At 65.0% G+C, this 21,462-nt stretch carries 19 protein-coding genes; 8 read left to right on the top strand and 11 right to left on the bottom strand.

Translation table 11 applies throughout. The features are described 5' to 3' along the window. Nucleotides 1-43 precede the first annotated feature (43 nt). Nucleotides 44-1,039: a DMT family transporter gene (locus D9V29_RS06300; RefSeq protein ID WP_121672484.1), complete on the bottom strand. Its 996-nt coding sequence runs from the start codon at nucleotides 1,037-1,039 to the stop codon at nucleotides 44-46. Here D9V29_RS06300 and D9V29_RS06295 point away from each other — a divergent pair. Then, the gene (locus D9V29_RS06295) at nucleotides 1,038-1,643 is read left to right on the top strand and encodes a TetR/AcrR family transcriptional regulator (protein WP_121672483.1); all 606 of its coding nucleotides are present in this window, start codon (nucleotides 1,038-1,040) and stop codon (nucleotides 1,641-1,643) included. The two genes, D9V29_RS06300 and D9V29_RS06295, sit on opposite strands and share 2 nt — an antisense overlap. A gap of 320 nt (nucleotides 1,644-1,963) precedes the next feature. Here D9V29_RS06295 and guaA read toward each other — a convergent pair whose 3' ends face one another. From guaA to D9V29_RS06275, 4 genes are all read right to left on the bottom strand, one after another. After that, nucleotides 1,964-3,547: a glutamine-hydrolyzing GMP synthase gene (gene guaA / locus D9V29_RS06290; RefSeq protein WP_121672482.1), complete on the bottom strand. Its 1,584-nt coding sequence runs from the start codon at nucleotides 3,545-3,547 to the stop codon at nucleotides 1,964-1,966. Next, a complete protein-coding gene (locus D9V29_RS06285) occupies nucleotides 3,543-3,992 on the bottom strand; it encodes a DUF3817 domain-containing protein (protein WP_121672481.1) in 450 nt (149 codons plus the stop codon). The genes guaA and D9V29_RS06285 overlap by 5 nt, the downstream gene beginning before the upstream one ends. A gap of 4 nt (nucleotides 3,993-3,996) precedes the next feature. After that, a complete protein-coding gene (locus tag D9V29_RS06280; RefSeq protein ID WP_121672480.1) occupies nucleotides 3,997-4,878 on the bottom strand; it encodes an SURF1 family protein in 882 nt (293 codons plus the stop codon). 144 nt (nucleotides 4,879-5,022) lie between these two features. Continuing rightward, nucleotides 5,023-6,753: a glycerol-3-phosphate dehydrogenase/oxidase gene (locus tag D9V29_RS06275; protein ID WP_121672479.1), complete on the bottom strand. Its 1,731-nt coding sequence runs from the start codon at nucleotides 6,751-6,753 to the stop codon at nucleotides 5,023-5,025. 209 nt (nucleotides 6,754-6,962) lie between these two features. Here D9V29_RS06275 and poxB point away from each other — a divergent pair, with 209 nt between their 5' ends. Further along, nucleotides 6,963-8,687 carry a ubiquinone-dependent pyruvate dehydrogenase gene (poxB, locus tag D9V29_RS06270; protein WP_121672478.1) on the top strand — a complete coding sequence of 575 codons (1,725 nt, stop codon included), beginning with the start codon at nucleotides 6,963-6,965 and terminating at the stop codon, nucleotides 8,685-8,687. Between the two features lie 12 nt (nucleotides 8,688-8,699). On the opposite strand, the gene D9V29_RS06265 is transcribed toward poxB, so the two are convergent. After that, on the bottom strand, nucleotides 8,700-9,818 hold the full coding sequence (locus D9V29_RS06265) for a GuaB3 family IMP dehydrogenase-related protein (RefSeq protein ID WP_121672477.1): 1,119 nt from the start codon (nucleotides 9,816-9,818) through the stop codon (nucleotides 8,700-8,702). A 122-nt stretch (nucleotides 9,819-9,940) separates the two neighbouring features. Continuing rightward, nucleotides 9,941-11,443, bottom strand: a complete 1,503-nt coding sequence (gene guaB, locus D9V29_RS06260; RefSeq protein ID WP_121672476.1) for an IMP dehydrogenase — start codon at nucleotides 11,441-11,443, stop codon at nucleotides 9,941-9,943. Nucleotides 11,444-11,708: 265 nt separating this feature from the next. On the opposite strand from guaB, the gene D9V29_RS06255 reads away from it, so the two are divergent. From D9V29_RS06255 to D9V29_RS06240, 4 genes are read left to right on the top strand one after another with little or no spacing between them, the layout of a single operon-like run. Beyond that, a complete protein-coding gene (locus tag D9V29_RS06255; RefSeq protein WP_121672475.1) occupies nucleotides 11,709-13,016 on the top strand; it encodes a branched-chain amino acid ABC transporter permease in 1,308 nt (435 codons plus the stop codon). 9 nt (nucleotides 13,017-13,025) lie between these two features. Beyond that, on the top strand, nucleotides 13,026-14,009 hold the full coding sequence (locus D9V29_RS06250; protein WP_121672474.1) for a branched-chain amino acid ABC transporter permease: 984 nt from the start codon (nucleotides 13,026-13,028) through the stop codon (nucleotides 14,007-14,009). Beyond that, nucleotides 13,996-14,985, top strand: a complete 990-nt coding sequence (locus tag D9V29_RS06245) for an ABC transporter ATP-binding protein (protein WP_121672473.1) — start codon at nucleotides 13,996-13,998, stop codon at nucleotides 14,983-14,985. The genes D9V29_RS06250 and D9V29_RS06245 overlap by 14 nt, the downstream gene beginning before the upstream one ends. Further along, nucleotides 14,982-15,728 (top strand): ABC transporter ATP-binding protein, encoded by a 747-nt coding sequence (locus tag D9V29_RS06240; RefSeq protein WP_121672472.1) that lies wholly within the window; start codon nucleotides 14,982-14,984, stop codon nucleotides 15,726-15,728. Before D9V29_RS06245 ends, D9V29_RS06240 begins: the two co-directional genes overlap by 4 nt. 160 nt (nucleotides 15,729-15,888) lie before the next feature. Here the strand turns inward: D9V29_RS06240 and D9V29_RS06235 are convergent, their stop codons facing one another. The 3 genes from D9V29_RS06235 to groES form a co-directional block, all read right to left on the bottom strand. Continuing rightward, nucleotides 15,889-17,169 carry an ABC transporter substrate-binding protein gene (locus tag D9V29_RS06235; protein ID WP_121672471.1) on the bottom strand — a complete coding sequence of 427 codons (1,281 nt, stop codon included), beginning with the start codon at nucleotides 17,167-17,169 and terminating at the stop codon, nucleotides 15,889-15,891. Between the two features lie 150 nt (nucleotides 17,170-17,319). Further along, nucleotides 17,320-18,270, bottom strand: a complete 951-nt coding sequence (rarD, locus tag D9V29_RS06230) for an EamA family transporter RarD (RefSeq protein WP_121672599.1) — start codon at nucleotides 18,268-18,270, stop codon at nucleotides 17,320-17,322. Between the two features lie 144 nt (nucleotides 18,271-18,414). Continuing rightward, a complete protein-coding gene (gene groES, locus D9V29_RS06225; RefSeq protein WP_121672470.1) occupies nucleotides 18,415-18,711 on the bottom strand; it encodes a co-chaperone GroES in 297 nt (98 codons plus the stop codon). A 144-nt stretch (nucleotides 18,712-18,855) separates the two neighbouring features. Here groES and D9V29_RS06220 point away from each other — a divergent pair, with 144 nt between their 5' ends. Both D9V29_RS06220 and D9V29_RS06215 read left to right on the top strand, forming a co-directional pair. Next, nucleotides 18,856-20,043, top strand: coding sequence for a class I SAM-dependent methyltransferase (locus tag D9V29_RS06220; protein WP_121672469.1), 1,188 nt, complete (start codon nucleotides 18,856-18,858; stop codon nucleotides 20,041-20,043). A 113-nt stretch (nucleotides 20,044-20,156) separates the two neighbouring features. Beyond that, the gene (locus tag D9V29_RS06215; protein WP_121672468.1) at nucleotides 20,157-20,630 is read left to right on the top strand and encodes an SRPBCC family protein; all 474 of its coding nucleotides are present in this window, start codon (nucleotides 20,157-20,159) and stop codon (nucleotides 20,628-20,630) included. 15 nt (nucleotides 20,631-20,645) lie between these two features. On the opposite strand, the gene D9V29_RS06210 is transcribed toward D9V29_RS06215, so the two are convergent. After that, on the bottom strand, nucleotides 20,646-21,461 hold the full coding sequence (locus D9V29_RS06210) for a nitroreductase family protein (RefSeq protein WP_121672467.1): 816 nt from the start codon (nucleotides 21,459-21,461) through the stop codon (nucleotides 20,646-20,648). Between the last annotated feature and the right edge of the window lies 1 nt (nucleotide 21,462).

The raw sequence follows: 21,462 nt of genomic DNA, 5'->3' as shown, positions 1-21,462 counted from the left end.
CAACCGTTCGACCTCAACGCCCGATCGGATGCCGCCGACGCCGTCATGAAGAGGCGGCGGCATCCGTTTCTCGCGTCGCGGATACCGCAGGCATCGCCTGATCCCGGCTCGCTCGCGCTTCGCTGACCAGCACGAGAGCGACTCCGCCACCCGCGAGCGCGAACCCGACGAGGGTCAGGCCGGTCAGCGGCTCACCCAGGAGCAGCGCCCCCTCCGCTGCGGTCACCGGTGCGACGAGGAAGAGCAGGGCGTTGAGTGCGGTGATCCCGACCCGGCGCAGCAGCCACCAGTAGAGACCGTACGCGGCGACGGTCGGGAAGACCGCCGCGAGTGCCGCCTGCAGCCAGAACATCGGCGACGCGGGGGGAATGAGCGTGCCCAGCGCCCCGGCAAGAACGAGAAGGGCGATGGATGTGACGACCACGTGGATCATCAGGGTCACGAGAACCGGCAGCCGGGTCGTCGAACGACGGTCGAGGAACGTGGCGATGATGAGAGAGACCATGGCGAGGGCCGGGAGGGCGTATGCGAACGGATGCGCACCCTCATCACCGAGCTGCGAACGAACCACGAGGACGACCCCCATGGCGCCGAGGACGAGGCCGGCCCACTGGGCAGCGCGCACCCGCAGCCCGAGCAACGGCCCGACGAGCGTCGCGACGACGAGTGGCTGCACGGCATCGACGAGCGCCGTCGTGCCGGATGCGATGCCGCTCGCGATCGCCGCGTAGACGAACACGCAGTAGCCGAACTGGGCGAAGAGCCCGACGATCGCCTGATGCCGAAGGTCCGACCGCCGGACGTCCCCGATAGCACCCGTCGCGAGCACGATCACGACGAGCACGATGGCGACGGGCACGAAGCGCCACACGAGCAGCGTGGTGGCGGGAGTATCGACCGTCACGACCGCGGCGATGAGAAACCCCGAGCTCCACGACGCCACGAAGGCTGCTGCCGCCAGCACCGTGACGACCGCGTGAAGTATACCGATCTGTTTACTAATGGCATCGACTATACAGGTTGGTATACTCAGAGTCATGACCGTCGTGGACCCTCCCCTGACCCCGGCCGCCCTGCGGGTGCTCGAGGCTGCATCTCGCCTGTTCTACGAACGGGGCATTCACGCGGTCGGCGTGGATACCATCGCCGAGGCAGCCGGTGTCACGAAGAAGACGCTCTACGACCGTTTCGGTTCAAAGGAGGCGCTGGTCGTCGCCTATCTGAAGTCGAGGGACGACAACTGGCGGGCGCACCTCGACACGCACCTCGCGCGGGTTCCCGATCCCGGCGCAGCGCGCATCCTGGCGATTTTTGACGCCGCGATCGCCTGGTCGTCCGACAATAGCCCGAAGGGGTGCAGTGCGATCAACGCCCGCGCCGAGATCGGAGTCGACAACGGCGGTTCCCTGTTGCCGGAGGTCTCGCGCCAGAAAGCATGGCTCCTGGGACTCTTCGCTGACCTGAGCCGCGGGGCGGGTACGAACGACCCTGAAGGCACCGCTCGGATGCTCATGCTCCTCTATGAGGGAGCGATCGTCACCCTCGGGATGGGCACCTTCCCGGACCCGTTCGCCCTTGCGCGTGAGATGGCCGAAACCGTCCTCGCCGCCGCGCTCCCCCAACCGCGAACGCTCGAACGGTAATCAGGTAATCGCACGCATAACAGGACAGAATCCGCGAAACCCTCCTGCAAATCGTGCAATCTCCTGTAAATCGAGCAACGAGACAGCGGCGGGCGAGGGGGAGGTGCTTTGCGGGGTGTCGAGTTATGAGTGGGTCGATGGTCCGGAGGCCGCCCACGGCCGGAGGGCCAGCGACCACCCCCGGCGGTGAGGGTCGAGGGTTTTGCGGGGTGTCGAGTTATGAGTGGGTCGATGGTCCGGAGGCCGCCCACGGCCGGAGGGCCGGCGACCTACTCATTGTCTGAGCTGAGGAGCAAAACCCTCGACCCTCACCTCAACTCTCACTCCCACTCAATAGTTCCCGGTGGCTTCGACGTCACGTCGAGGACGACGCGGTTGACGCCATCCACTTCGTTGGTGATCCGGTTCGAGATCTTCGCGAGCACGTCGTACGGGAGGCGCGTCCAGTCCGCTGTCATCGCGTCTTCGGAGCTGACCGGACGCAGCACGATCGGGTGCCCGTAGGTGCGGCCGTCGCCCTGGACTCCAACGGAGCGAACATCGGCAAGCAGCACGACAGGGCACTGCCAGATCTCGTTGTCGAGACCGGCGGCCGTCAGTTCGTGGCGGGCGATGGCATCCGCCTTGCGAAGCAGGTCGAGCCGTTCAGCGGTCACTTCTCCGACGATGCGGATGCCGAGACCGGGGCCCGGGAACGGCTGGCGGCCGACGATGACCTCGGGAAGACCGAGCTCGCGGCCGATCGCGCGGACCTCGTCCTTGAACAGGGTACGGAGCGGTTCGACGAGTTCGAAGGTGAGGTCGTCCGGGAGTCCGCCGACGTTGTGGTGGCTCTTGATGTTGGCGGTACCTGAACCGCCACCGGATTCGACGACGTCGGGGTACAGGGTTCCCTGCACGAGGAACGCGATCGGGTCGCCGTCGTCTTCGAGGGACTCGGCGATGAGGTCGGCCTGGGCCTTCTCGAACGTACGGATGAACTCGCGGCCGATGATCTTGCGCTTGGTCTCAGGATCGCTGACCCCGGCGAGCGCGTTGAGGAACTGCTCACGGGCGTCGACGGTGATGAGGCGCACGCCGGTTGCGGCGACGTAGTCCTCTTCGACCTGACGGCGTTCGTCCTGGCGCAGGAGCCCGTGGTCGACGAAGACGCAGACGAGCTGGTCCCCGACCGCTTCGTGGACGAGGGCAGCCGCAACTGCCGAGTCCACTCCACCTGAGAGACCGCAGATGACCTTGCCCGTGCCGATCTGGGAACGGATGCGACCGACCTGCTCAGCGATGACATTCCCCGGATTCCAGTCGGCGGGGATCCCGGCGGCTCGGTGGAGGAAGTTCTCGAGGACGTCCTGTCCATAAGCGGAGTGCTTCACCTCTGGGTGCCACTGCACTCCGTAGAGCTTGCGCTCGTCGTTACCGAAGGCTGCGACGGGAGTTGATGCCGTCGACGCGAGCACGGTAAATCCCTCCGGCGCCTGCGAGACAGAGTCTCCGTGGCTCATCCACACGGTCTGGTCGGCGGGCTGGCCGGAGAGGAGCACCCCGCCGTCGGTGGAGAGCGCGGCATCCGTCGACCCGTATTCACGGAGGCCGGTGTTCGCGACTTCGCCGCCGAGGGCGCGGGCCATGACCTGGAAGCCGTAGCAGATGCCGAGCGTGGGGACCTCGAGGTCGAAGATCCGCGCGTCGAGCGACGGCGCGCCATCTTCGTACACGCTCGATGGCCCACCGGACAGGACGATGCCGACCGGGTTCTTGTCGGCCACCTCAGCAGCGGTGATCGTGGATGGGACGATCTCGGAGTACACGCCGGCCTCACGCACGCGTCGCGCGATGAGCTGGGCGTACTGGGCGCCGAAGTCGACGACGAGAACGGGGCGGGCGCTGGTTGCCTGCTCGCTAATGGGATGCCTCCACTGATTCTGGGGTGATGCTTGCGGATGCCGTGCGAGACGCGAGATACGCCTTCACTTCGCGGACGATGCGGACTTCGAGGAAGAACGAGAGGAAAGGAATCACGCCACCGAGGGCGATGAGCAGGAACTTCGGGAAGGACCAGCGCATGAGGCTCCAGATCCGGAAGTCGGCGAAAAGGTAGACCACGTAGCCCCAACCGTGGACCATGAGGATCCCGAGCGAGAGGTTGATCGCCTGCAGGCTGTCGCTCGGCACGAAGGCGAGGAACCCGTAGGCCCCGCCGAGCTCGAGTTCGAGACCGAAGAAGTACTTCATGATCATCTCGGCGCACAACAGGAGAAGCAGGACACCGGTGACGATCGACGAGATTTTGTAGAACCTCAGAGCGCCGGGGATTCGCGGCAGGTCTCTTTCACGAGGGGGAAGGGGCATGGCTCTATTCTACGCGTCCGGTTTCGGGGTCGATCCCGGCGGCGAGCAGCTCGCGCTCCTCCTGGTCGCGCTCCCAGGAGTCCTTCACCAGGCGGAACCAGAGGAAGATCGCGAACCCGGCGAAGACGACCCACTCGATCGCGTAGAAGATGTTGAGCCAGTTGACCGTGGTCTCGCCTTCCACCGCGGGCGCGTCGATCGTGACGAGCGCTTCGGGCGCCTCGTCCGCGACGACGTATGCGTTGTATACCGGCCACTCGGCCATGCCCGGCCAGATGTTCACCAGAGCGGCGACCGACATCCGGTTCAGGTCGAACGGGTCCTCCCCGTCGGCGGGCAGCTCTGCCCCCTGGGACGCGTTGAGACGACCGGTGATCTCGACGACGGATGCCGGGGCATCCGTGTTGAGTTCCTCCGCCACGTCCTCGGCGACGGAGCGTTCTTCGGTCCAGCCGAGGGCGATCGCAATCGAGGCCGAGTCGGCATCTGCCCCGGTCGACAGGTGCCCAGCCACCCAATACCCGACCACGTCGAGGTTCACGCGTTCCGTGATGACGAGGAAGTCGCCGGGAACCCAGGAGCCTTCCACCTCGACGAGCTGGCCGATGACGTCGTCGCGAAGCGGCTTTCCGGCTGTCGCGACGCTGTCGAGGGGAACGACGGACTCCGTCGGCCGCTCGGCGTTTTCCGTCGACACCACGGCCCGTTCGAGCTGCCACTGCCCGAGCCAGGCGAATGCACCTGAGACGATCAGAGCGAGCAGGAGCATCGCGATCCAGCGGGGCTGGGCCATCGTCTGCCCGAGGGTGGGGTGCGAGAGCTGTGCCGGGTCGGATGCCTGGGGACTGCTGGAAATGGTGGTCTCGCTTCGCTGTGTTCGCCGCATCACCGGCGCCCGCGCTCCGGCGTTCGACGCGGGCGTTCCGGGCGCGAACCAATACCGGGGCGTGTCACGGACGTACGGCAGGTATCCCCGAGTCTACCGGAGGGCATCCCGCCTCCCGCCGTGATGGCGGGAGGCGGGCAGACGTCACTTCGCGGGAACGACCTCGGGTGCTTCGAGGCGGACCCGGTCGGCTGATTCGTCGTCCGGCTGCTCTTGCGATGCGCGTTCAGCCGCGACGCGCTTGAGGTAGGTCGCGACCTCGTGATCGACGCGTTCCTCGTCCCAGCCGAGCACGTCGGCCATGAGGCGGGCGGCAACGGGCGCCGCAGAGACTCCGCGGTCCCACGACTCGATCGAGATGCGGGTTCGGCGGGCGAGCACGTCTTCGAGGTGGAGTGCCCCCTCGTGCGTCGCCGCGTACACGACCTCCGCACCGATGTAATCGTCGGCACCGGGGAGCGGTTCGCCGAGTTCCGGGCGTTCCCTCAACAGGTCGAGCAGTTCGTCGGTCAGCACACCGTAGCGGTTGAGCAGGTGCTCGATCCGTGCCTTGTGCACACCGAAGGCGCGGGCGATCTTGCCTCGCTTGTTCCACGCCGCCTGGTAGCCCTCCGCCCCGAGAAGGGCGATGTTGTCTGTTGTGGACTGAGGGACCTTACCGTCGAGGGCATCGGCGGCCGCGTCGATGGCATCCTTCGCCATGACCCGATACGTGGTCCACTTGCCACCGGCGATGACGACGAGCCCCGGCACCGAGTGAGCGACGAGGTGTTCGCGTGAGAGCTTCGAGGTCTGGTCCGACTCGCCGGCGAGCAGCGGCCGCAGTCCCGCGTACACCCCTTCGACGTCGTCCCGCGTGAGCGGTATGGCGAGCACCTTGTTCACCTGCTCGAGCAGGTAGTCGATGTCGGCCGCGGTCGCCGCCGGGTGCGCCTTGTCGAGATCCCAGTCGGTGTCCGTCGTCCCGATGATCCAGTGGCGCCCCCACGGGATGACGAAGAGCACGCTCTTCTCCGTGCGGAGCAGGAGGCCCATCGTCGACTGGAATCGGTCGCGGGGAACGAGGAGATGGATGCCCTTGGATGCCCGCACCTTGAACTGGCCGCGTTCGCCGACCATCGCCTGGGTGTCGTCGGTCCAGACACCGGTGGCGTTGACCACCTGTCGTGCGCGGACGTCGAATCGCTCCCCGGTCTGCAGGTCGTGCGCTTTCACGCCGACAACGCGCTGGCCGACCTTGAGGAATCCTTCGACGCGCACCCTGCTCGCGGCGTGTGCGCCGTAGGACGAGGCGGTACGCACGAGGGATGCCACATAGCGGGCGTCGTCGACCTGTGCGTCGTAGTAGGTGAGCCCGCCGACGAAGGCGTTGTTGCGCAGAGACGGGATCGACTTCTGAACCTGTCGCTTCGACAGGTGACGGTGGTGGGGCACACCGGGGGGCCGGCCGCCGGTGTAGCTGAAGAGGTCGTACAGCAGCATGCCTGCGCCGATGTAGAAGCGCTCGAACACCGGGCGGTTGAGCGGGTAGAGGAACTTCACCGGCTTGACGAGGTGAGGGGCGATCCGCTGGAGCAGCAGTCCACGTTCGATGAGCGCTTCGCGCACGAGCCGGAAGTCCAGTTGCTCCAGGTAACGGATGCCACCGTGCACCAGTTTCGACGAGCGGCTCGACGTGCCGCTCGACCAGTCGCGCGCCTCGAGGATGCCTGTGGAGAGTCCGCGAGTGACGGCATCCAGTGCACTGCCGGCGCCGACGATGCCGCCTCCGACGACGAGGATGTCGAGTTCCTTGGTCTTGAGGGCCTCGATCGCCGCCGAGCGTTCCTCCATACCGAGCTTGGTTGAGCGGGAAACGGTGTTTTTATTGGCCATTCTTGCCTCCACCGGGATCGAACCTGTCACGATTCCCGGACTGCCGCTGAGATGGCACCGACAGGCTACGCCACCACATGTCTTTTCGACGCTAACGCACCGGGTCTGGCAGGACAACGGCCTTGCGCCGACGCACGGCGCTCTTACATATCCGCGCGCACTGTGCTGGACTCGAGATGCACATCCACCCCGCCTCGTGAGGAGCAACTATGGGCACGATCGCCGAAAACATGGTCGACACACTGAAAGCGAGCGGGGTGTCACGCATCTACGGGCTCGCCGGTGACTCCCTCAACGGGCTCACCGATGCGCTTCGGGGAGAGCTTGACTGGGTGCACGTCCGGCACGAGGAAGCGGCAGCCCTCGCTGCATCCGCAGAAGCAGCCCTCACCGGTGAGCTCGCGGTGTGTGCGGCCAGTTGCGGACCTGGGAACCTGCACCTCATCAACGGTCTCTTCGACGCCAACCGATCGCGCGTGCCCGTGCTCGCGATCGCGAGCCACATCCCGAGCTCGGAGATCGGTTCCAACTACTTCCAGGAGACGCACCCGCAGGAGTTGTTCCGCGAGTGCAGCGTGTATTGCGAGATGGTCGGTTCGCCCGAGCAGATGCCGCGCATCCTCGAGATCGCCATGCGCACCGCGATCGAGCGCAGGGGTGTCGCCGTCGTCGTGATTCCCGGAGACATTCTGCAGAAGTCGGCGGAGAGCGCGCGCACGGTCGCCATTCGTCCGACGTCGAGCTCCGTCCTCCCCTCGGCCGAAGGACTCGCGGAGGCGGCCCGGCTCCTGAACGACGCTGACAAGGTGACGATCCTGGCCGGCGCCGGTGTGGCCGGGGCTCATTCCGAGGTCCTCGCACTCGCGGACGCGCTCGGCGCCCCGATCGTCCACGCCATGCGCGGCAAGGAACACATCGAATACGACAACCCGTTCGACGTCGGCATGACCGGGTTGCTGGGTTTCGCGTCGGGCTATTCCGCCATGCTGTCGTGCGACACGCTGCTCATGCTCGGCACCGATTTTCCGTACCCGCAGTTCTTCCCGGAGAATGCGAAAGTCATCCAGGTCGACGTGCGAGGCGAACAGCTCGGCCGACGAACGCCGCTCGACCTGGGTCTCGTCGGCACCGTGCGCGACACGGCACAGGTGCTGCTCCCCCTCGTCGAGCGCAAGCAGGACCGCGGGCACCTGGAGCGGTCGGTCAAGCACTACAAAAAGAGCAGGAAAGGACTCGACGACCTCGCCACCAACGACCGCAACCGGGCACCCATCCACCCGCAGTACCTGACCCGCCTGATCGACGAACTGGCCGACGACGACGCGGTCTTCCTCCCGGACGTGGGTTCGCCCGTTGTCTGGGCGAGCAGGTACCTGACCATGAACGGCCGCAGACGGCTGATCGGGTCCTTCAGCCACGGCACGATGGCGAACGCGGTCTCGCAAGGAATCGGAGCGCAGGCATCCCACCCGTCCCGTCAGGTGATCGCGCTCGCCGGAGACGGCGGGCTCACGATGATGCTCGGCGAACTGCTCACCCTCGTGCAGAATCAGCTGCCGGTGAAGGTCGTCGTCTTCAACAACTCATCGCTCAATTTCGTGGAGCTCGAGATGAAGGCGGCCGGCCTCGTGAACTCCGGCACGGAACTGGTCAACCCGAACTTCGCCGACATGGCGAGGGCGATGGGACTCCACGGCGTCAGGGTGGAACGCCCGGACGACCTTCCCTCAGCACTCGCCGACGCGTTCGCCCATGACGGACCCGCGCTCATCGACGTGGTCACCGCGCGACAGGAACTGTCGATCCCGCCGGCGATCACGGCAGAGCAGGCAAAGGGCTTCACCCTCTACGCCATCCGCACCGTCCTGTCCGGACGCGGCGAGGAACTCATCGACCTCGCGAACACGAACGTCCTCCGCCGGATCTTCGACTGAGGACGCCCGCGATCAGCGGGAGTGGTACGGAGCGAGGACGACCTCGACCCGCTGGAATTCCTTGAGGTCCGAGTACCCGGTGGTCGCCATCGATCGGCGGAGGGCGCCGACGAGGTTCGCTTTGCCGTCCGCGACGCTTGCGGGGCCGTAAAGGATCTCCTCGAGCGAGCCGACCTGGCCGACCTCGACCCGGCGGCCGCGCGGCAGCTGGGAGTGGTAGGCCTCCGTGCCCCAGTGGAAACCGCCTCCTGGAGCATCCGTCGCCCGTGCGAGTGTGGTTCCGAGCATGACGGCGTCTGCTCCACAGGCGACAGCCTTGACGATGTCACCCGCCGTGCCGAGACCACCGTCGGCGATGACGTGGACGTACCGTCCGCCTGACTCGTCCATGTAGTCGCGGCGAGCGCCGGCGATGTCTGCGACGGCGGTGGCCATCGGAGCGTGGATGCCGAGGGTCGCGCGCGTGGTCGACGCTGCTCCCCCGCCGAATCCGACGAGAACGCCGGCAGCGCCCGTGCGCATGAGGTGCAGTGCCGCCGTGTAGGTGGCTGCACCGCCAACGATCACGGGGACGTCGAGTTCGTAGATGAACTCCTTGAGGTTGAGCGGTTCCTGGTTCTTGGAGACGTGCTCGGCGGAGACGGTGGTTCCGCGGATGACGAAGAGGTCGACCCCGGCGGCGAGCACCGTCTCGTGAAGCTCCTGCGTGCGCTGCGGTGACAGAGCACCGGCGACGGTGACTCCAGCGGCTCGGATCTCGGCGAGGCGCTGGGTCACAAGCTCGGGTTTGATCGGCTCGGAGTAGATTTCCTGCATCCGGGCCGTGGACTGAGCGTCGGGCAGGGAGCGGATTTCGGCGAGCAGCGGTTCCGGGTCGTCGTACCTGGTCCAGAGTCCCTCGAGGTCGAGCACGCCGACGCCGCCGAGTTTGCCCATCATGATCGCGGTCGTCGGGGAGACCACCGAGTCCATGGGAGCGGCGAGGAAGGGGATGTCGAACTGGTACGCGTCGATCCCCCAGGTGACCGAGACATCCTCGGGGTCACGGGTCCGGCGGGAGGGCACCACAGCGATGTCGTCGAAGGCGTACGCGCGACGTGCACGCTTGGATGCACCGATTTCAGTTTCCATACTCACTCCCCCAGCCTACCCGCGCGGAGCGAAGCTCCGCGAAAACACCCGTCCCGGACGAACTCACCCGGTGTAACGGGTGAAGCGGTCCGGAACGGGTGAGTTCGTGAGGACGAAGCGACTCAGCGGCGGTAGTTCGGCGCCTCGACGACGATCTGCACGTCGTGCGGGTGCGATTCCTTGAGCCCGGCGGAGGTGATCCGCACGAACTTTCCCTTCGACTTGAGCTCGTCGATCGTGCGGGCACCCACGTAGAACATCGACTGGCGGAGGCCGCCGATGAGCTGGTACGCGACGGCGGAGAGCGGACCGCGGTAAGGAACCTGGCCTTCGATGCCCTCTGGGATGAGCTTGTCGTCGCTCGGAACGTCGTTCTGGAAGTAGCGGTCCTTGGAGTACGAGGTCTTCTCGCCGCGCGTCTGGAGTGCGCCGAGCGATCCCATGCCTCGGTAGGTCTTGAATTGCTTGCCGTTGACGAACACGAGCTCTCCCGGGCTCTCGTCACACCCGGCGAGCAGCGAGCCGAGCATGACGGTGTCCGCACCGGCGACGAGCGCTTTGGCGATGTCGCCCGAGTACTGCAGTCCGCCGTCGGCGATCACGGGCACGTCGTACTCGCGGGCGGCGAGGGATGCCTCGTATACGGCGGTCACCTGGGGAACGCCGACGCCGGCGACGACGCGCGTGGTGCAGATGGAACCTGGCCCGACGCCGACCTTCACAGCGTCAGCGCCTGCTTCGGCGATGGCCTTCGCGCCCGAACGGGTCGCGACGTTCCCACCGATGACGTCGACCCCGGCGAATGCCTTGTCCGCCTTGAGCTTTTTGATGATGTCGAGGACTCCCGCCGAGTCACCGTTGGCGGTGTCGACGACGAGCACATCGACGCCGGCGTCAACGAGGGCGCCTGCGCGCTGCCAGGCGTCACCGAAGAATCCGATGGCCGCACCGACACGGAGTCGGCCCTCATCATCCTTCGTCGCGTTCGGGTACTTCTCGCTCTTGTCGAAGTCCTTGACCGTGATGAGGCCCTTGAGCTTGCCCGCCGCGTCGACGAGGGGAAGCTTCTCGATCCGATGCTCGGCGAGGATCGCGATTGCGTCGTCCGGGTCGATTCCGACGGGAGCCGTGATGAGCGGCATCCGGCTCATGACGTCGCGAACGGGCGTGGTCGCCTTCTCGAACGGGGCGACGAAGCGCATGTCGCGGTTGGTGATGATGCCGACGAGAACGCCGTCGTTGTCGATCACGGGGAGTCCAGACACGCGGAACTGGCCGCAGATCGCGTCGACCTCGGCCACCGTGGCATCCGGGGTCGTGGTGACCGGGTTGGTGATCATTCCCGATTCACTGCGCTTGACGAGGTCGACGTGCTCGGCCTGGTCCCCGATGGAAAGGTTGCGGTGCAGGATGCCGATGCCGCCCTGGCGCGCCATGGCGATCGCCATACGCGATTCGGTGACGGTGTCCATCGCGCTCGAGAGGAGCGGGGTTGCCACCGTGATGCGACGGGTGAGTCGCGAGAACGTCTCGGCTTCGCTGGGGATGACATCCGTGTGCCCGGGCAGCAGCAGAACGTCGTCGTACGTCAGTCCGATAAAGCCGAACGGGTCTGAGGTTTCCATTGCTTCCCTTCGCGGTGAAATTACCGGCGTCAGCAGTGCGACGGATGCCCGAAAAACAGGACATCGGACCGGTAGTTAATGCTAACCGCAGAAAGGTAACGATTATGCCCCCAAGCTGGGCACTTTGAGGTGAGGAATACCCATGTTCGAAACATGTAGGTCATAATCGGGTCGTATCGTCTAACAGAGCCGTTTGGCGAAAGATGCTCAGGGGACCTTCCGGTTTCCTGCCCGAGGGACCTGGCGGTCCCGCACTGGAGGTGCAGTGAGTTCCCCTCATTCAGTCCAAGCCCCGCGCCGCGCGCGCTCGATCCTGCTGTTCATCGCACTGCTGTTCGGCGCGCTGATACTGCAGACAGCGACAGCGGCACCCGCTCAGGCTGATGAGGTCGGTGAGGAATACGACTTCTACTTCGCCGGCAACGTGAAGTACGAGAGCAAAGCTCTCGAAGACGTCACGATCACCGTCGACGGCAACGGTTACAACGCCGAGGTCGAGACGGACGCCGAGGGCAAGTGGAAGATCGGCGTCCCCGAGAAGGGCACGTACACCGTCACCCTCGACGAGGAGACACTCCCCGAGGGGGTCATCGTCGCGGAGGGATCGGCATCGGTCGAGTCCGAAATCGCCCTCACCAACTCGAAGATCGTGAACTACTTCCTCGGTGAGGGAGTGCGTGTCACGACGAGTTTCTTCGACCAGCTGGTCGAGCGGACCGTGAACGGCCTCAACTTCGGGCTGCTCCTCGCCCTCGCGGCGATCGGTGCCTCCCTCGTCTTCGGAACGACCGGCCTGTCGAACTTCGCCCACGGTGAGATGGTGACGTTCGGCGCCGTGATGGCGCTCGTATTCACCAACCTCCAGTTGCCCATCTGGGTCGCACTCCCGGCAGCGGTGGTGATGAGCGGAGTGTTCGGGTACGTCCTCGATACCGGGCTCTGGCGCCCGCTGAGGAAGAAGGGCGTCGGCATCGTCCAGGTGATGATCGTCTCGATCGGCCTGTCCCTCCTCGTCCGCTACGTCTTCCTCTACTTCATCGGCGGAGGCACTTTCCAGCTGCCGGGCGCCGGCGGAGCACAGATCGCGCTGTTCGGTTCGGTCACGCTCTCCGTCACCGACATCGTGAGCATGGCGACGTCGATCATCGTCCTCCTCGGAGTCGCGTGGTGGCTCGTCAACACCCGGACCGGCAAGGCGACCCGAGCGATCTCCGACAACCCGTCGCTCGCAGCAGCCAGCGGCATCGACGTCGACAAGGTCATCCGCATCGTGTGGATCCTCGCCGCGGCACTCGCGGGTCTCGCCGGCATCCTCTGGGCCTACTTCCGCCCGGGAATCAAATGGGACATGGGAACGCAGATCCTGCTGCTCGTCTTCGGCGCGATCGTCCTCGGCGGACTGGGGACGGCGTTCGGCGCTCTCCTCGGTGCCATCATCGTCGGGCTCCTCGTCGAGGTCTCGACTCTGTGGATCCCGTCGGACATCAAATACGTGGGGGCACTCGTCGTGCTCATCGCCGTCCTGCTCGTCAAACCCCAGGGCCTTCTCGGCCGTAAAGAACGAATCGGTTAGGAGGACGCCATGGACTGGGAATCAATTCTCTCGAACACCGCCTCCTGGCTGATCAGCCCGGAGACCATCGCCTACGCCCTCGCGGCGCTCGGCCTCGCCGTGCACTTCGGATACGGAGGCCTGCTCAACTTCGGTATGGCAGGATTCATGGCGCTCGGCGCCTACGGGTACGCGATCTCGATCCTGACGTTCGGCCTGCCGTGGTGGGCCGGAATTCTCGTCGGGATGCTGGCATCCGTCGTCTTCGCGTTCATTCTCGGTATACCGACGCTGAGACTTCGAGCCGACTATCTGGCAATCGTGACGATCGCGGCGGCGGAGATCGTGCGTCTGCTCTTCACAACGCAGGTCTTCGACTCTGTCACGAACTCGGCCGACGGCCTCGGCAACTATCACGCCGGTTTCCGTGCGGCCAACCCGTTCCCGGAGGGCACGTACGGGTTCGGCCCGTGGACGTACAACGCCAACGGATGGTGGGTCCGCGTCTTCGGAATCGGCCTGCTGATCATCGCGGCGCTTCTCGTCTTCCTCCTCATGCGCAGCCCGTGGGGCCGCGTGCTCAAGGGAATCCGTGAGGATGAGGATGCCGTGCGCGCGCTCGGCAAGAACGTCTTCGCCTATAAGATGCAGGCTCTCATCGTCGGTGGCCTCTTCGGCGCCCTCGGCGGGGTGGTGTTCGCCTTGCCGTCGGCGGTGGTGCCGAGCGTCTACGTGACGAGTCTCACCTTCTTCATCTGGACGATCCTGTTACTCGGAGGCGCGGCCACCGTGTTCGGGCCGATCCTCGGCGCGGTGATCTTCTGGGTGATCATGGGCTTCCTGTCCAACGTGCTTCCGGCGATGGCCTCCAGCGGGCTGCTTCCGTTCATGTCGACGACCCAGGCGGCGACGCTGCGGTTCATCCTCGTCGGAGCGGCGCTGATGCTCATCGTCATATTCAGGCCCCAGGGCATCCTCGGAAACAAGAAGGAGCTGACCTTTGTCAAGCAATAGCTCAGCGCAATCCCCGGTCAAGAGCACCGGGCTGCACATCGGGGATGCCGCGCCAGGCGTCGCGAAGGTCGACCCGATCATCATCGCCGACAACGTCACTCGGACCTTCGGCGGTCTCAAAGCCGTCGACGTCGACCACCTCGAGGTTCCGCGCGGAGCCATCACCGCGCTCATCGGACCGAACGGTGCAGGCAAGACGACCCTCTTCAACCTGCTCACCGGCTTCGACAAGCCAGACACCGGGACCTGGACCTTCGACGGCAAGCGCCTCAACGGCGTTCCGGCCTTCCGGGTGGCACGGATGGGTCAGGTTCGGACCTTCCAGCTGACGAAGGCACTCGGTCTGCTCACCGTGCTCGAGAACATGAAGCTCGGCGCGCAGAAACAGACCGGCGAAAACATGTTCTCGAGCCTCATCAAGCCGCTCTGGACCAAGCAGGAGAGCGAAATCGAGGAACGGGCGATGGAGATCCTCGCCCGGTTCAAGCTCGACACCAAGAAGGATGACTTTGCGGCGAGCCTGTCCGGTGGCCAGCGCAAGCTTCTCGAAATGGCGCGCGCCCTGATGAGCTCCCCCAAGCTCGTCATGCTCGACGAGCCGATGGCGGGTGTGAACCCGGCCCTCACGCAGTCACTCCTCGATCACATCCTCAACCTCAAACAGGAGGGCATGAGCGTACTCTTCGTCGAGCACGACATGCACATGGTGCGCCACATCGCCGACTGGGTCATCGTCATGGCCGAGGGCCGAGTCGTCGCCGAGGGTGATCCTCACACCGTGATGGAGGACCCCGCCGTCATCGACGCTTACCTCGGCAGCCACCAGGACGTGGACCTCGGGGTGGTGACCGGCCGGATCTCCGGCGAGAAGACCGCTGAAGCCGAAGAACTCCTCGCGGAGATCGACGCCGAAGTCGGCTTGACGGACTCAGCGGCGTACAGTGCCGACCCCGAGAAGAACGAGGACACCAAGTGACCGCAACACTCGCCCCAGAGACTGTCGTCGAAGTGAAGAACCTGACGGCGGGCTACCTTCCCGGCGTCAACATCCTCAACGAGGCGAACCTCGTCGCCGCCAAGGGCGAACTCATCGGCATCATCGGTCCGAACGGTGCGGGCAAGTCGACGCTGCTCAAGGCGATCTTCGGTCAGGTCAAGGTCCGCGGCGGCGAGATCCGGCTGAACGGTGAGGACATCACCGGCCTCAAGGCGGACAAACTCGTCTCCCGCGGCGTCGGTTTCGTTCCGCAGACGAACAACGTCTTCCCGAGCCTGACGATCGAAGAAAACTTGCAGATGGGTCTCTTCCAGAACCCGAAGATCTATTCGGAGCGGCTGGAGTTCGTCACCGGGATCTTCGCGGAGCTCGGTAAGCGGCTCAAGCAGCGCGCCGGGTCCCTGTCCGGCGGTGAACGCCAGATGGTGGCGATGTCGCGCGCCCTCATGATGGACCCGCACGTGCTCCTGCTCGACGAGCCCAGCGCCGGCCTCTCCCCCGTCCGCCAGGACGACGCTTTCATCCGCGTCTCCGACATCAACAAGGCGGGCGTGACGACCATCATGGTCGAGCAGAACGCCCGCAGGTGTCTGCAGATCTGCGACCGCGGGTACGTCCTCGACCAGGGGACGGATGCCTACACCGGCACCGGGCGCGAGCTGCTCAACGATGAGAAGGTCATCGGCCTGTACCTCGGAACACTGGGGCAGGACGAGGACTAGACGACCCCACCGCTCACACGAAAGCCCCGCAGACGGCGTCTGCGGGGCTTTCGCGTGCCCGGTGGGGTTCCTGGGCCCCCGTTACAGAAAAGGTGGCCACGGGACGAATCCCGTGGCCACCTTTCTTATCCTGCGATTGGACTCTTATCCTGCGATTGGACTAGTTGATCCGCTCGTAGGTGTTGTCTTCCTTGTACTGGTGGATGCCGATGGTGGCTTCGGTCGGGTCGCCGTTCTCATCGAACGTGACCGGTCCCGAGTAGCCGTCGAAGTCGATGGCTGTGCCATCGTTGATCAGCTTGGCGCAGTCTTCGAAGGTCTCGCACTTCTCGCCCTTCTCGTCTCCACCACCCGAAACGCTCTGAAGCTCTGCGGCGATGTCGGCGCCTTCGACCGAACCGGCCTGAAGCGCAGCGAGCGCCAGAAGCACGACGGCGTCGTACGACTCAGCGGCGTAGCTGTAGTCGGTCAGCTCGTCGTTGCCTTCGTCCTGCCAGAACGACTGCAGACGGTCGGTGAAGTCACCGAGTTCATCGGTGTCAAGACCGGGCAGTGTTCCCTTGGCACCGGTGAGGGTACCTGCCGGGAAGTCCTTCGAGTAGTCGGCGAGGTTGCCGTCGACGAAGTACATCTTCTCTGCGGGGTAGCCGGACAGACCAGGAACGATCGTCTTGGTCTCCTCGAATGCGATCAGGGCGATCGCGTCGGGGTTGGCTGCCTTCAGCGAGCTGATCTGCGCGTCGAACGTGGTGTCACCAGCGTTGTACGACACTTCTTCGACGACTTCACCGCCGGCGTTCTCGAACGCCTCCTTGGTGAAGTTGGTGAGGCCGGTTCCGTAGGAGTCGTTGAGGTACATGATTCCGAGGGTCTCATTGCCGTCTTCGGCGATCAGGTTGCCGAGGACTTCACCCTGGAGGACGTCGCTGGGGGCTGTTCGCCAGAACAGGTTGTTGTCGTCCCAGGTGGTGAAGTCAGCCGAGGTGTTCGCGGGCGAGAACTGGATGACTCCAGCGCCCGTGACCTCATCGATGACGAGTTTTGTCACACCACTCGACGCTGCGCCGACGATGGCGGAAACGCCTTCACCGAGCAGCTTGGGAACGGTGGTGGCGAACGCCTTGTTGTCTGGGTCTCCTGAGTCGCCGTAGGTGACGTCGATTTCGATGCCAAGGTCAGCGTCGTTGACTTCCTTGACGGCGAGGCCGACACCTGCCTCTTCTGGCGGGCCCAGGAAGGCCAGCTGGCCCGTCTGTGGCAGGAGCGTCCCGATCTTCATCGTCAGGTCGCCTTCCGGCCTTTCATTGTCCCCGCCGTCGCCTCCGCCAGGGCTCGAGCATCCCGTGAGAACCAGCGCGCTGGCTCCGAGGAATGCCAGCCCGCTGAGGGTGGCTGTGCGGGTGCGTGAGCGGGAGGCCGTAGCCCGGGTGAAAACGCCCATGTTGCTCCTTGCTGTGTGTCGTATCCGATCGACAGGCTCTGTACTGTCGTTGTGCCAACCTATTCGAGCATTCGTCAGGGAACAATACATCGGCGTTACATCCGTGTAACGAGGGATGCAATCGTTACAGTTCGTGATGATTCGCTGCGGTCAGGGAGCCGTCGAAGCCATTTTCTTGCGTCGCGCGACCGATCGCCGCGCCGTGATTGCCATATCGGCCGTGAGAATGACGAGAGCGAGCCAGACCAGACTGAACCCCACCCACCGTTCGGGGGGCATTTCCTCGTGCAGGATGAGCACGCCGACGAGGAACTGGATGACCGGCGCGAAGAACTGGATGAAGCCCATCCAGACGAGAGGAAGGCGCCTCGACGCAGCGGCGAAGAAGAGGAGCGGCACGGCGGTGATCACACCGGTCCCGGCGAGGAGGGCGGTGTGCATCAGGCTCACCGTCCCGATCGTCAGCCCGGTCGTCAGTCCGACGACGACCAGCTGGACGATCGCAACCGGCATCAGCCACGCGGTCTCGAGCGTGAGCCCGGCGACGGCGTCCACGCGTGGCCCGACACGCTTCTTGATGTAGCCATAGAAACCGAACGAGAAGGCGAGCACGAGCGCGATCCAGGGCACCCCGCTGCCCGCGAACGTGAGCACGAGGACCGCGACGATACTGATGCCGACCGAGATCCACTGGATGGGTCGCAGCTTCTCCCGGAGGAAGAAGACGCCAAGAAATACGGTGACGATGGGGTTGATGAAGTATCCGAGCGACGCCTCGACGACGTGTCCGGTGAGGACGCCGTAGACATAGGTCTGCCAGTTGACGAAGATCAGCGCGCCGGCGAGCGCCATCGTGAAACTGATCCTGGGGGTCAGGAGCAGGGTGATGAATGGCTTCCACGCCCGCGTGACCGTGAGGAGGAGGGCGCAGAAGACGAGGGAGAAGATCACCCGGGCGGCGACGAGTTCGAACGGTCCCGTCGGCGCGACAAGCAGAAAATACAGGGGCAGGGTGCCCCACAGCACATAAGCGGTGACGGCGGAGGCGAGGCCCGGCCTGCTGAGTCGATCCGAGGGGTCGGTAGCCCCCGGTGAGAGTATGCCGCCTGTTACGACGCCGGTGTCTTGAGGGTCCGAGGCTGTTGGCACCCCTTGATGCTAGTCCTGCCCACCGACGATGCCGTTAACGGACGATATCCCGGACGGTTTTCACCATCCGGGATATCGTTCGAGTGCGTTGCGGTGTTAGCGAACCACCACGGCGAGCACGTCGCGAGCCGAGAGAACCAGGTAGTCCTGCCCGTCGAACTTCACTTCGGTTCCGCCGTACTTGGAGTAGATGACCTTGTCGCCGACGGCGACGTCGAGCGGAACGCGGTTGCCGTTGTCGTCGATGCGGCCGGGGCCTACTGCTTCGACGACGCCCTCCTGGGGCTTCTCCTTAGCGGTGTCAGGGATGACAAGACCGGAAGCAGTTGTCTGCTCCGCATCGACCTGCTTGATGACGATGCGATCTTCGAGCGGCTTGATGGAGACCGACACGGTTGACCTCTTTCTGAAACTAAGACTTGAGTTAGCACCCTCACATCGAGAGTGCTAACGCCAGTCTAGGGATCCGTTGGCACTCTCGCAACGTGAGTGCCAATGGCGCCGGATTCCGGTGCTTTCGCTTGGTAGGTTTGCGGGATGGAGAGAGCCGAACTTGTCGAATTGCTCACGCCGGAGGGGCTGAGGCTCGTCGACGAGGTCGCCGAAACGGATGCTGGGAGCGACGTCGTCGCGACGGTGTCGCGACTACGGGCGGCCGGCCACTCCCCCACCCTCGTCGCGACGGCCCTGACCCAGGGGCGACTGCGGATCAAAGCCCGAGCGAAATTCGGGGACTTCGCCTCACGGATGCTCTTCACCGAGGCAGGACTCGAGCAGGCCACCCGCCTCCGGGTCGCAGCCCTCCACGCCGGACGGTTCCACTCAGCAGGGATCGGCAGGGTCGCGGACCTCGGTTGCGGAATCGGCGGGGACGCCATGGCATTCGCCGCCCTCGGACTCGACGTGACCGCGGTCGACGTCGACGAGGTGACAGCCACTGTCGCGAGCTACAACCTGGCACCGTTCGAGTCGGCGCGGGTGGAGCATGCATCGGCGACCGACGTCGACCTGGACGGGTTCGACGGCCTCTACTTCGACCCGGCGCGGCGAACGGCCGGCCACAGGAACACGTCACGACTGACGGACCCGTCGGATTACACCCCGTCGCTCGACTTCGTCTTCGAGTCGGCGGCCTCCCGCCCCACCGGAGTCAAGCTCGGGCCGGGGTTTGATCGGTCCCAGATCCCGGACGACGCGGAAGCGCAGTGGGTGAGTGCCGACGGCCAGGTGGTGGAGCTTGGCCTGTGGTTCGGCGCTGTCGCTCGCGACGGCATCCGTCGCTCTGCCCTGGTTCTCGACGCCGACGGGAGCCACGAGCTGCACGCGGTGGCAGACAGCGACGATGTCGACACGGTCGAGCTCGGCGAGTACCTCTGGGAGCCGGACGGTGCGATCATCCGTGCCCGTCTCATCGGCGACGTCGCCCGTTCGCTCGGAGCCGGAATGCTCAGCGACGGAATCGCCTATCTCACCGGGAACGATGCCGGCTCCAGTCCGTTCGCGGCCGGGTTCCGGGTGATCGAGCGCTTCCCGCTCGACGAACGCACCCTCAAAAAAGAGCTGCGCGGTCGTGGCATCGGCACCCTCGAGGTGAAGAAACGCGGGGCTGACATCGACCCGGCGGCGTTCCGCACGCGGATGAGCCTCAAGGGCCCCAACAGTGCAACGCTCTTCCTCACCCGGGTGGCAGGAAGGCACGCTGCGCTTCTCTGTGAACGGGTCTGAGCTCATCGGATGGTGCGTGGCACGTCGGGGCACGGCGTCGCAACCCCTCGACATCCCTCTCGGCCGCGTGGTGTCCTGAAGACTCACCACACGAACAGAGAGAAGGATGCCCCATGGCAACTGTCAACTCCGATATCGACGTTTCAGCTCCCATCTCCAGCGTCTACAACCAGTGGACCCAGTTCGAATCCTTCCCGCAGTTCCTCGGCGGCGTGGATGAGGTCGTCCAGAAGTCAGACACCCAGACGCACTGGAAGGTTTCGATCGCAGGGGTCACCCGCGAGTTCGACGCTGAAATCACCGAGCAGATCCCGGATGAGCGGGTTGCCTGGAACAGCACGAGCGGCGAAGAGCACGCCGGTGTTGTCACGTTCCACCGGTTGAGCGACTCCGAGACGCGGATCTCCCTGCGGATGGACTGGACCCCTCAGGGTGTCGTCGAATCCGCCGGCGCGCTGCTCCAGGTCGACGACATGCAGATCAAGAAGGACCTCAAGAAGTTCAAGGAACTGATCGAGTCCAACGGGTTCGAGACCGGCGCATGGCGTGGGTCCGTCGACCGCTCGCCGGACGCGACCGGACGCTAGAACCGACGCAACGCCTCAGGCCGGGTTCCCCGTTTCGACGGGGGTGTCCCACCCGGTCTGGGGCGTTTCGCATGTGCCGCGGAAGACGTATTGCGATGGCAGCTTGCGCTCGTGGCTCGACCAGTCGATCGCGGGCCGGCGTTGTTCCGGCGGCAGGTAACCGAGACGGTATACGGCCATGAGTTCGAGGCTGTCAGGCACCTGCAGGAGGCCTTCGATCTTCGCCCAGTTCCCGGGGACCTCCATCGGGAACGACACGAACTGGATGCCCATGCCCAGTTCGACCGTCGCCAGCCAGACGTTCTCCATCGCGGCACCCATGCTGAACACCGAGTAGAACGACGAGAGCTCCCCTGGCCGGTATTCCGACCGGTCGAGCATGACGCCGAGGAGCAGCGGTGACCCGGCGACGAGCTTGCGGTTCTCCTCACCGAGCTTCTGCGGCACACGCATCGTGTTCATGAGTTTCTGCCCGCGCGCGGTGAACACCTGGCTCGTGAACGGTCGCAGGGCGGCCGGGAGCCGGTCGAACAGCATCCCGTCACGCCTGGTGGCCATCTCTTCTGCGCTGAACCGGAAATATGGTTTGTAGCGCTCGAAGAACGTGCCGTTCGACATCGCCTCCGTCATGCTCTCGCCGCTGATCGCGGCGATCTTCTCGATCGTGTCCTTCTCCTCGACGATCACGAATCGCCACGGCTGGCTGTTGAGCTGGGACGGTGCCCGCCCGGCCAGTTCCATCAGGAGCCGCTGGTGCTCCTCACTCACCGGATCGGGCAGGAACGGCCCGTTGGTGGTCTTGCGGCGGCGGACGACGTCGAGAAAATCCATG

This window comes from Mycetocola manganoxydans, from assembly GCF_003667545.1.
Taxonomy (GTDB): domain Bacteria; phylum Actinomycetota; class Actinomycetes; order Actinomycetales; family Microbacteriaceae; genus Mycetocola_A; species Mycetocola_A manganoxydans.
This window is presented reverse-complemented; position numbering and strand designations above follow the sequence as displayed.

What these genes read in the sequence shown, in the direction of transcription:
- D9V29_RS06295 (WP_121672483.1), top strand. Translation starts at nt 1,038, where the DNA reads ATGACCGTCGTGGACCCTCCCCTGACCCCGGCCGCCCTGCGGGTGCTC.
- guaB (WP_121672476.1), bottom strand. Translation starts at nt 11,443, where the DNA reads ATGGAAACCTCAGACCCGTTCGGCTTTATCGGACTGACGTACGACGAC.
- D9V29_RS06300 (WP_121672484.1), bottom strand. Translation starts at nt 1,039, where the DNA reads ATGACTCTGAGTATACCAACCTGTATAGTCGATGCCATTAGTAAACAG.
- D9V29_RS06250 (WP_121672474.1), top strand. Translation starts at nt 13,026, where the DNA reads ATGGACTGGGAATCAATTCTCTCGAACACCGCCTCCTGGCTGATCAGC.
- D9V29_RS06285 (WP_121672481.1), bottom strand. Translation starts at nt 3,992, where the DNA reads ATGCCCCTTCCCCCTCGTGAAAGAGACCTGCCGCGAATCCCCGGCGCT.
- D9V29_RS06275 (WP_121672479.1), bottom strand. Translation starts at nt 6,753, where the DNA reads ATGGCCAATAAAAACACCGTTTCCCGCTCAACCAAGCTCGGTATGGAG.
- D9V29_RS06235 (WP_121672471.1), bottom strand. Translation starts at nt 17,169, where the DNA reads ATGGGCGTTTTCACCCGGGCTACGGCCTCCCGCTCACGCACCCGCACA.
- D9V29_RS06215 (WP_121672468.1), top strand. Translation starts at nt 20,157, where the DNA reads ATGGCAACTGTCAACTCCGATATCGACGTTTCAGCTCCCATCTCCAGC.
- D9V29_RS06280 (WP_121672480.1), bottom strand. Translation starts at nt 4,878, where the DNA reads ATGCGGCGAACACAGCGAAGCGAGACCACCATTTCCAGCAGTCCCCAG.
- D9V29_RS06220 (WP_121672469.1), top strand. Translation starts at nt 18,856, where the DNA reads ATGGAGAGAGCCGAACTTGTCGAATTGCTCACGCCGGAGGGGCTGAGG.
- poxB (WP_121672478.1), top strand. Translation starts at nt 6,963, where the DNA reads ATGGGCACGATCGCCGAAAACATGGTCGACACACTGAAAGCGAGCGGG.
- D9V29_RS06210 (WP_121672467.1), bottom strand. Translation starts at nt 21,461, where the DNA reads ATGGATTTTCTCGACGTCGTCCGCCGCCGCAAGACCACCAACGGGCCG.
- D9V29_RS06265 (WP_121672477.1), bottom strand. Translation starts at nt 9,818, where the DNA reads ATGGAAACTGAAATCGGTGCATCCAAGCGTGCACGTCGCGCGTACGCC.